This window comes from Rhizobacter sp. (assembly GCF_031412075.1).
In the GTDB taxonomy this organism is placed as follows: Bacteria; Pseudomonadota; Gammaproteobacteria; order Burkholderiales; family Burkholderiaceae_C; genus Rhizobacter.
This window is the reverse complement of record NZ_JANOCG010000580.1, coordinates 1-8,869: the sequence shown is the minus strand read 5'-3', so window position 1 is coordinate 8,869 and position 8,869 is coordinate 1. Positions and strand designations below refer to the sequence as shown.

Genomic DNA, 8,869 nt, shown 5'->3' with positions numbered 1-8,869 from the left:
GTGAACTTGCGGCCGATCAGGCGCTTCACCGCGTACAGCGTGTTGCGCGGGTTGGTCACGGCCTGGCGCTTGGCCGAGGCGCCGACGAGGATCTCGCCGTCTTCCTGGTAGGCCACGATGGACGGCGTGGTGCGCGCACCTTCGCTGTTTTCAATCACCCGCGTGGTGTTGCCTTCCATGATGGAAACGCACGAGTTGGTGGTACCGAGGTCGATGCCGATGATCTTTGCCATGTGAGTGCTCCTGAGACTGAAAGATTGGATGTGTTCGAGTTGTGGATAAGTGCGGGCTTTTCAAGGGCCGGCGCTTGTGGACACGCTCTTGCGTTCTGGTTACTTCGGCGCCGCCACGGTAATCAGGGCCGGGCGCAGCACCCGGTCGGCGATGAGATAGCCCTTTTGAAGCACGGCGACCACGGTGTTGGCCTCTTGCTCGGCCGGCACGACGCTGATGGCCTGGTGCTGGTGCGGGTCGAACTTGGTGCCGGCCGGGGGGCTGATCTCCAGCACCTTGTTGCGCTCCAGCGCCTGTGACAACTGCCGCAGCGTGGCGTGCACGCCTTCGAGCAGCTGCTCGGGGGTGGCGGCCTGGATGGCGATGGCGGCCTCGAGGCTGTCTTTCACCGGCAGCAGGCTGTCGGCAAAGCTCTCAACGGCGAACTTGCGCGCCTTGACCACCTCTTCTTCGGCGCGGCGGCGGATGTTTTCCGTCTCGGCCTTGGCGCGCAGGTAGGCGTCAGACATCTCGGCCAGGCGCGACTCCAGCGAGGGCTGTTCGGCAGCCACTGCGGCGGTGTTGTCGACGGGTTCTGCCGTGACGGGCTCGTTGGCGCTGGGGTTCTGGGTGTTGTTTTCTGTGTTCTGCATGGGTCGAATACCTATCGAAGGCCGGCATTTGGGTGCGCCGCCGGGGATTTCAAGGGCCGATTTGCGGGAGATTTCAGTCGGGGTCGACCGAGGCGCTCCAGCGATCCCAGTCGGCCAGCTGGCGGCGGTCGCGCTTGGTGGGGCGGCCTTGTTCGATGGCCAGGGCGGGCTCGGGCGTCTCGCGTCTCTGGCGGGCGGCTTCTTCGCGCCGGGCCACGCTCTCGGGTGTCTCTTCGTACAGCGCCTGGGCCACCGGGGCCGGGCCGCGCATGTGGCTGAGCGCGCGCACCTGGATGGCGCGCAACACCGGGCCCTGGCGGATCTCGACCATGTCGCCCGGTTTCAAGTCACGCGACGGCTTGGCGACCTGGCCGTTGACCTGGATGCGGCCCTTGTCGATCTCTTGCGTGGCGAGGCTGCGCGTCTTGAAAAAGCGGGCGGCCCAAAGCCACTTGTCGAGCCGCACGGCGGAAGAGGGCGTGCTCATCAGGGGCGGGTGGCGGGCTCGGGTGTGCGCGTTTCCCAGCCCTGCAGGTGCTGCAGGGCCAGCGAGCTCAGCGCGGCCATCCACTCATGCTGGTCGTTCAGGCAAGGCACATAGTTGAACTCGGCGCCGCCGGCTTTCAGATACGCTTCGCGCGCTTCCTGGTTGATCTCTTCCAGGGTTTCGAGGTTGTCGGCCACGAAGCCGGGGCAGATCACGTCGATCTTCTTGACGCCTTCCTGGGCGAGCTTGACGAGTGTGGGCTCGGTGTAGGGCTGCAACCATTCGGCACGGCCGAGGCGGCTTTGGAAGGTGACCACCAGGTTCTCTGGTTTCACATCGGCGCGCAAGGCGACCAGGCGGGCGGTCTCCATGCATTCATCGAAATAAGGGTCGCCGAGCGCCTGGGTGCGTTTGGGCATGCCGTGAAAGCTCATCAGCAGCTTGTCGCCGCGGCCGTGGGTCATCCAGTGGTCCATCAGCCGCTTGGCGAGCGCGTCGATGTAGCGCGGGTCGTCGTGGAAGCGGTTGATGAAGCGCAGCTCGGGCAGGCTGCGCACGCGCTTGCCCCATTTGTAGACGGCATCGCTCACGCTGCCGGTGGTGGCCGCGCAGTACTGCGGGTACATGGGCAGCACCAGGATCCGCTGTGCACCGCCGGCCTTGAGCTCGTCGAGCACCGAGGCAACCGACGGCGCGCCGTAGCGCATGGCAAAACGCACCGTGACGCGGTGGCCGCGCTGGCCCAGGTAGCCGGCGAGCAGCTTGGCCTGCTTGTCGGTCCAGGAGGTGAGCGGCGAACCTTCTGGCGTCCAGACGCTGGCATAGCGTTTGGCCGATTGGGCCGGGCGGGTGCGCAAGATGATGCCGTGCAGGATGAAGCACCAGATCCAGCGCGGGATTTCGACCACCCGCGGGTCGTGCAGGAACTCGCTCAGGTAGCGACGCACGGCCGAAGCGGTGGGCGCGTCAGGCGTTCCGAGGTTGCAGACCAGGATGGCAGTGGTGGGGGCTGACCCGGAGGCGGGGGCGGGTTCGCGGGCATACGGCATGTGGGGAGCCAGGGTGAAACCAGGGTAATAGCGGCGGCGGACAGTCCGCGATTATCGGCCCCGCCGCATGCACTCCTCGATGTCGGCCAGCACGGAGCTGACGTTGATCGGTTTTGTCCAGTAGCCGATGAAGCCCGCTTCGTAGGCGCGTTTCATGTCGTCGGGCATGGCGTCGGCCGAACACATGTAGGCGGGCACGTTGTCGAGGCCAGGCAGCGTGCGCAGCATGCGCAGCACCTCGAAGCCCGAGACGCCCGGCAGGTGGGCGTCGAGCACCAGCACCTCGGGCTGCCAGTCTTGCGCCAGTGAGAGCGCCTGGTCGCCGTCTTCGGCCACACGCAGCTCGATCCGGCTGCTGTGCATGCGCATGGCTTCTTCGAACAAGATGGCGTTGAGGCGGTTGTCTTCGACGTAGAGCATGCGCAGGCCGTTGCTCGGAGCAGCGTCTGCAACTGTTGCCGTTGTCGCGGGCGCGCTCGCTACGGCTTCGGACGGCGCATCGACCGCCTGCAACTGAATGCGCACACAGGTGCCGCGGCCCGCTTCGCTGCTCACCTCCAGGCGCCCACCGATGGCCTGGATCAGGCTGCGAGAAATGATCAGCCCGAGGCCGGTGCCTTCGATGGCCGAGGTCTCGCGGCCGAGCCGCTCGAAGGGCTGGAACAGGCGGCTCATCTGCTCGGCGCTCATGCCGGTGCCGTTGTCTTCGACGCACAAGGTCAAGCGGCCCGGAGTGGGGTGTTCAAGCCGCCACTGCACACCTCCGCCCACGCGGTTGTACTTGACGGCGTTGGAGCCGACGTTGAGAAGCACCTGGCGCAGGCGCTGCACGTCGGCGTGCACCCAGGCACCCGCGGCCACCTCGTTGTGCAGCGTCACTTGCCTGGCCTGAGCGGTTGGCCACAGCAGCTCGATGGCACGCAGCACCACGTCGTGCAGGTCGACCGCGCCGAGGTCGAGAGCGAGGGCACCGTCTTCGATCTTTTGCAGGTCGAGCACGTCGTCGATGAGCGCGAGCAGATGTTCGCCCGCGCCGAGCACGTGGCCGGCGTATTCGCGCACCGTGCCGGCTTCGAGCGTGCCGGTGTTCATGCCCAGCAGCTGCGAGAAGCCGATCACCGCGTTGAGCGGCGTGCGCATCTCGTGGCTCATGCGCGACAGGAATTCACTCTTCGCCTGGTTGGCCAGCTCCGCCGCCTGCTTGTCGCGCAGCATCTGCTCGTCTTGCTTGCGGCGGGTGATGTCGGACTGCGTGCCGACAACACGATCGGCCCGGCCATCGGCACCGCGCCGCACGATCTTGCCGCGGTCGCGTATCCAGATGTCGTGGCCGAGGCGGTGCCGCACGCGGTACTCGAGGTCGTAGTAGGGCAGCTCACCGCGATGGTGGCTGCGGACGGCGTCCATCACGCGCGGCATGTCGTCGGGGTGCACACGCGATCGCCATTCGTCGGGTGTGTCGCCGATCTCGTGGTCGGCGTAGCCGCGCATCTCTTTCCAGCGTGTCGAGTAGTAGAACTTGTCGGTGCGTCCGTCCCAGTCCCACAGGCCATCGCCGGAGCCTTCGAGGGCGAACTTCCAGCGCTCTTCGGCCATGGCCAGGGCCTGCTCGGCGGCGCGCTGCTGGGTGATGTCACGAAAGGTCAGCACCACCGAGAAGGTGCTGCCCTCGGGGCGCAGCTGCAAGGGGTGCCCGTTGAGCGAGATCCAGCGAGTCTGCCCGTCGGGGCGGCGCAAGGCGAATGTCTGGCCGATCAGAGGCTGGTCCTGGCTGACAACACGTTTCACCGGGTGGTCGTCAGCGCCCAGGGGCGACTGGTCGGGTCCGAGCAGCGCGAATGGCCAGGCCTCGCCGAGGCCCACCACGTCGGCCTGGTTCACGCCGAGGATGTCGCAACCCGCGGGGTTGATGGCAATGATGTCCAGTGCGGGCGTGACCACCAGCAGGCCGTCGCTGATGGCCGCCGCCACCGAGCGGTAGAGCTCTTCGCTCAGGCGCAGCTTGTCGGCGGCTCGGCTTTGTTCGGTGACGTCGCGCTGCACGCCGATGTAGTGGGTGAGCCGGCCCGAGGCATCACGCACCGGCGCTACGTGCAAGGCATTGCTGAACACCGTGCCGTCTTTTCGCACGTTGGTGAGGGTGACCGTGGCGGCACGCCCTTCGCGCAAGGCGTCACGCAGCTGCGCACGACCGGGTTGCTCGGTGAACGGGCCCAGCAGGAAGCGGCAGTTGGTGCCCAGCGCTTCGCTGCGGCTGTAGCCCGTGAGGCGCTCGAAGGCCGGGTTGACGTAGATCAGCGGCATGTCGGGCTGGGTGGCGTCGGACACGCTCATGGGCAGCGAGGCTTCGGCTTCGAGCGCGCGCTGCATGATGAGCACGTCGCGCTCGAGGTGGCGCAGCTCGGTCAGGTCACGCGTGACGTATAACACCTGATCGTGCGGCATCGGCGAGATGCGGGCCTCGAAGGTACGTGCCACGCCGTCTTGCGTGGTGAGCTCGTAGTCGATGCGTTGCACCTCGCCGGTGGCCAAGGCGCGCTTGATGGCGGGCACGGCGAGATCGGCCACCGTTTGGGGCACACCGGCTCCGAAGGGCTTGCCGCGCACGCTCTCCCACGAGTGCACCATCATCGGGTGGGTCTCCGAGCTGCACTTGAGGTAGTTGCCGTCGGCGTCGAAGACGAACCACAGGTCGGGCACCGCTTCGAGCACGGCGCTCAGCTGGGCTTGCGACTCGCGCAGCTGCTGCTCCTGTTGAGCCAGGGTCAGCTCGGCCTGCTTGCGGTCGGTGATGTCGACCGACAGGTGGATGGCGCTGCCATCGGCGAGAAGCTGGTCGCTGACGATGATCCAGCGGTCTTTCCAACGCATCTCGTGATGCTCGCCGTTCTCTGAGGCAAGCCCCAGGCGCCAGCGTACAAAGTCTTCACGGTCTGCCGCGTCGGGGTAGTCGCCGGCGATCACCATGCGTTCCACGATCTGCGGCCAACTCGCGCCGTCGGTCATGTAGGGGCCGACGCGGTGTCGCCAGACGGCGTTGGCCATCACCACCTGGCCGCTCGGGTCGGTGATCATCACGCCGGCAGTCAGGCTGTCGAGCGCGTCGTTGAGCAAGCGCTCGGCCTTGCGCGCCGCCCGCTGGGCTTGCATGCGCTCGGTGATGTTGCGGGTAGTGCCGCGGTAGCCGCGGAAGACGCCATCGTTGCCGAACACCGGCACGCCGCTGATGCTCACGGTGATGGTGCCTTTGGGCGTGGCGCGCTCGGCGATCACGTCACGAAATGGCGCACGCTGGGCACGTGCTTCGTGGTAACGCTGCCAGGACTGGGTGGGGTCGTCTTCATGGGGCAGGTTGATCTGTGCCAGCGTGCGCCCGATGATCTGGTCTGGTGTTTTGCCGGTGTGCAGCTCGACTCCCGACGACACCCAGGTTGCGCAACCTTCGGCGTCGCTCTCCCACAACCAGTCGCTGCTGGACAAGCTGGCGACCCGCACCCGCTCGGTGTGCATGCGCGAGCGCCACTCGTTCAGCTGGGTGTCGATCAGGGAGCTGGCAAGTTGAGCCAGGTCACGCAAATTGGCCCGGTCGTCTTTGCTGAAGGTGTGCGCCGCGTGATGAGCGGCGCACAGCTGACCCACGACGCTCTCGTTGACGATGATGTGTGCAGCCGCGCGGTGGGTGTCGGTCACCGGCTCGGGGGTGCGGTGTTCGAGCAACTCGCCCATCAGGGCTGTGGCCGAAGCGGGCAGACCGCTTGGCGCCAGCCCGGCTGCGGCTTTGACCCACACGTCGCCCAGGTGATCCTGCAGGGCCAGCCATGCAACCGGGCAGGCCAGCTGCCGCGAGACCAGGCGCACCACAGTGTCGAACTGCGGCTCCGGGGCCGCGCCGAGCTTGCGCAGCTCGCGCAGCATGCGCCGGTGTTCGGCGTCGTCAGGCTCAGGTGTCATGGGGGCCCCACAGCATGCAAAAGACTGTAGCGGAGAATGCCCGCTGCAGTACTCCCGTACACCCCCAACTGCGACAACTCATGCACACACTTCCGAGGGCGTTGACGCTCGATCTGGACGACACGCTCTGGCCGATCTGGCCGACGATTGACCGAGCCGAATCGGTCTTGCATGCGTGGTTGCAAGTTCATGCCCCGGCCACGGCCCAACGCTTCGACCGTGCCGGGCTGCGATCACTGCGCGATGTGGTCGCTGCCGAAAACCCCCACTGGCTGCATGACTTGAGCGCCATCCGCGCCGAGAGCCTGCGCCGTGCGCTGCAGCTGGCGGGCGACAACCCAGCGCTTTCGCAAGCGGCGTTCGAGGTGTTTTTCGAGGCACGACAAGACGTGGTTTTGTACGACGACGCGCTGGCGGCACTGGAGCGCTTGGCGCGGCGTTATCCGCTGATGGCCCTGACCAACGGCAACGCCGACCTTGATCGCATCGGCCTGGCGCCGTTCTTTCGTGGCAGCGTGACGGCGCGTGGTTTGGGCGTGGCCAAACCCGACAGCCGCATCTTTCATCACGCCTGCGCAGAGTTGGGTTTCGAGCCGGCGCAGGTGCTGCACGTTGGCGACGATTTCGAGCTCGACGTGAGCGGGGCGCTCAATGCGGGCCTGCAGGCGGTGTGGTTGCGGCGCGAGTCACATGGCCCGGCCGAGGCGCGCGATGGCGTGCGAGTTTTCAGCGACCTGAGCGCGCTGGCCGACGCACTGCAGGCCTAAGGTGCCACCTGCGGCTGGGTGTCGGCGAACTTCAGAATCTCGAAGCGAACGCAGGGAGACGTTGGGTCGCTGAGTGTGGCACCGAGGCCGATGAGCCCCGAGCCATGCAGCGTGCAGGTGCCACGGCGCAACGAGACAATTTCAGAGTCGTTGGAGAAGCGCACGTAAGTGCCGTTGTAGCTGAGGTCGGTGAGCTGAAACGCACCGCCGTGCCAGTCGATGCGTGCGTGCGAACGCGACACGCGCGAGTCGTCGATGCAGTAGGTGACCTGCGGGCTGCGCCCCAGCACCACCGGCAGGCTGGGGCCGGCGTAAACACGGTTCATGTCGAGCCAGATCAGGCGGATGCCCTCGGGTTCCAGGTTGGGTGACAGCTCGCCGTAGGCGGTGGCGGCGGTGTCGCCGAAGCGGCGGCCTTCGAGCAGGTGCACGTGCACTGGCTCGACGCGGCCGCGCAGCTGCACCTTGTCGAGGCTGCGAAAACGGTCTCGCAGGTCACTGGCCAGGCCAGCCACGACACTGGCCGTGGCCAGCGTTTCGTTGTCGCCCGCGTGGTCCAGCAGGCGGGCGGCCACGTTGACCGCGTCGCCAAAACAGTCGCCCGACATCTCGACGACTTCACCATGGGCCAGACCCACTTGCAGCTTGAGCACGGGCGTGGTGCCCATCGGGCGGGGACTGTTGGCATTGGGCGGCACGATGCGGTCGAGCGAATCGTGCATCTCATCAGCCGCGACCACGGCTTCCGCCGGGTCGGCAAACACCGCCATCAAACCATCGCCCAGCGTCTTGACGACCACGCCGCCCGAAGTGGAGACGATTTGTGCGATTAGCGACACGCTGCGCGTGACCACCGTGGTGGCCTCGGTGTTGCCCAGACTTTCGTACAGCGCCGTACTGCCGCGCAAGTCGGCGAACAAGACCGTCCGCTGAAGAATTTGCGTCATAGCGTGAAGTTTATGGCAACCCACATGAAAAAAGCCCCGGCGATTTAGGCCGGGGCTTGAGGGTTTTTCAGAGGATCAGAGGTTGTCCAAGTAGGTTCTCAGCTTGTCCGAACGGCTCGGGTGCTTGAGCTTGCGGATGGCCTTGGCCTCGATCTGGCGGATGCGCTCGCGCGTCACGTCGAACTGCTTGCCCACTTCTTCCAGCGTGTGGTCGGTGCTCATCTCGATGCCGAAACGCATGCGCAACACCTTGGCTTCGCGCGGGGTCAGCGAGTCGAGGATGTCCTTCACCACGTCGCGCAGGCCGGCTTGCATGGCGGCTTCGATCGGCGCGGTGTTGTTGGTGTCTTCGATGAAGTCGCCCAGGTGCGAATCGTCGTCGTCGCCGATGGGGGTTTCCATCGAGATCGGCTCCTTCGCGATCTTCATGATCTTGCGGATCTTGTCCTCGGGGATCTCCATCTTCTCGGCCAGCGTCGGCGCGTCCGGCTCGAAACCGAACTCTTGCAAGTGCTGACGCGACAGGCGGTTCATCTTGTTGATCGTTTCGATCATGTGAACGGGGATGCGGATGGTGCGCGCCTGGTCGGCAATCGAGCGGGTGATGGCCTGGCGGATCCACCACGTGGCGTAGGTCGAGAATTTGTAGCCGCGACGGTATTCGAACTTGTCAACCGCCTTCATCAGGCCGATGTTGCCTTCTTGGATCAGGTCAAGGAACTGCAGGCCACGGTTGGTGTACTTCTTGGCGATCGAGATCACGAGGCGCAGGTTGGCCTCGATCATCTCTTTCTTGGCGTCG

Annotated in this window: 8 protein-coding genes; 1 reads left to right on the top strand and 7 read right to left on the bottom strand. The window is 65.9% G+C overall.

The features are described from left to right. The 5 genes from RMO40_RS21485 to RMO40_RS21465 form a co-directional block, all read right to left on the bottom strand. A partial coding sequence (locus RMO40_RS21485) for an Hsp70 family protein (RefSeq protein WP_309725638.1) occupies positions 1–233 on the bottom strand: 233 nt, incomplete at its 3' end. A gap of 99 nt (positions 234–332) precedes the next feature. Then, positions 333–866 carry a nucleotide exchange factor GrpE gene (grpE, locus tag RMO40_RS21480; protein ID WP_309725637.1) on the bottom strand — a complete coding sequence of 178 codons (534 nt, stop codon included), beginning with the start codon at positions 864–866 and terminating at the stop codon, positions 333–335. 73 nt (positions 867–939) lie between these two features. Beyond that, positions 940–1,353: an RNA-binding S4 domain-containing protein gene (locus tag RMO40_RS21475; protein WP_309725636.1), complete on the bottom strand. Its 414-nt coding sequence runs from the start codon at positions 1,351–1,353 to the stop codon at positions 940–942. Further along, positions 1,353–2,402: a ferrochelatase gene (hemH, locus tag RMO40_RS21470; RefSeq protein ID WP_309725635.1), complete on the bottom strand. Its 1,050-nt coding sequence runs from the start codon at positions 2,400–2,402 to the stop codon at positions 1,353–1,355. The genes RMO40_RS21475 and hemH overlap by 1 nt, the downstream gene beginning before the upstream one ends. 51 nt (positions 2,403–2,453) lie before the next feature. Then, positions 2,454–6,353 carry a PAS domain S-box protein gene (locus tag RMO40_RS21465; protein ID WP_309725634.1) on the bottom strand — a complete coding sequence of 1,300 codons (3,900 nt, stop codon included), beginning with the start codon at positions 6,351–6,353 and terminating at the stop codon, positions 2,454–2,456. An 80-nt stretch (positions 6,354–6,433) separates the two neighbouring features. Here RMO40_RS21465 and RMO40_RS21460 point away from each other — a divergent pair, with 80 nt between their 5' ends. Further along, positions 6,434–7,120 carry an HAD-IA family hydrolase gene (locus RMO40_RS21460; protein WP_309725633.1) on the top strand — a complete coding sequence of 229 codons (687 nt, stop codon included), beginning with the start codon at positions 6,434–6,436 and terminating at the stop codon, positions 7,118–7,120. Here RMO40_RS21460 and RMO40_RS21455 read toward each other — a convergent pair. Both RMO40_RS21455 and rpoD read right to left on the bottom strand, forming a co-directional pair. Continuing rightward, positions 7,117–8,067: an FHA domain-containing protein gene (locus tag RMO40_RS21455; RefSeq protein WP_309725632.1), complete on the bottom strand. Its 951-nt coding sequence runs from the start codon at positions 8,065–8,067 to the stop codon at positions 7,117–7,119. The two genes, RMO40_RS21460 and RMO40_RS21455, sit on opposite strands and share 4 nt — an antisense overlap. 75 nt (positions 8,068–8,142) lie before the next feature. Next, the coding region (rpoD, locus tag RMO40_RS21450; protein WP_309725631.1) for an RNA polymerase sigma factor RpoD at positions 8,143–8,869 on the bottom strand (727 nt) is incomplete at its 5' end.

Excerpts from the sequence above, each read along its gene's own strand:
- RMO40_RS21460 (WP_309725633.1), top strand. The coding sequence starts at position 6,434 with ATGCACACACTTCCGAGGGCGTTGACGCTCGATCTGGACGACACGCTC.
- RMO40_RS21465 (WP_309725634.1), bottom strand. The coding sequence starts at position 6,353 with ATGACACCTGAGCCTGACGACGCCGAACACCGGCGCATGCTGCGCGAG.
- hemH (WP_309725635.1), bottom strand. The coding sequence starts at position 2,402 with ATGCCGTATGCCCGCGAACCCGCCCCCGCCTCCGGGTCAGCCCCCACC.
- RMO40_RS21455 (WP_309725632.1), bottom strand. The coding sequence starts at position 8,067 with ATGACGCAAATTCTTCAGCGGACGGTCTTGTTCGCCGACTTGCGCGGC.
- RMO40_RS21475 (WP_309725636.1), bottom strand. The coding sequence starts at position 1,353 with ATGAGCACGCCCTCTTCCGCCGTGCGGCTCGACAAGTGGCTTTGGGCC.
- grpE (WP_309725637.1), bottom strand. The coding sequence starts at position 866 with ATGCAGAACACAGAAAACAACACCCAGAACCCCAGCGCCAACGAGCCC.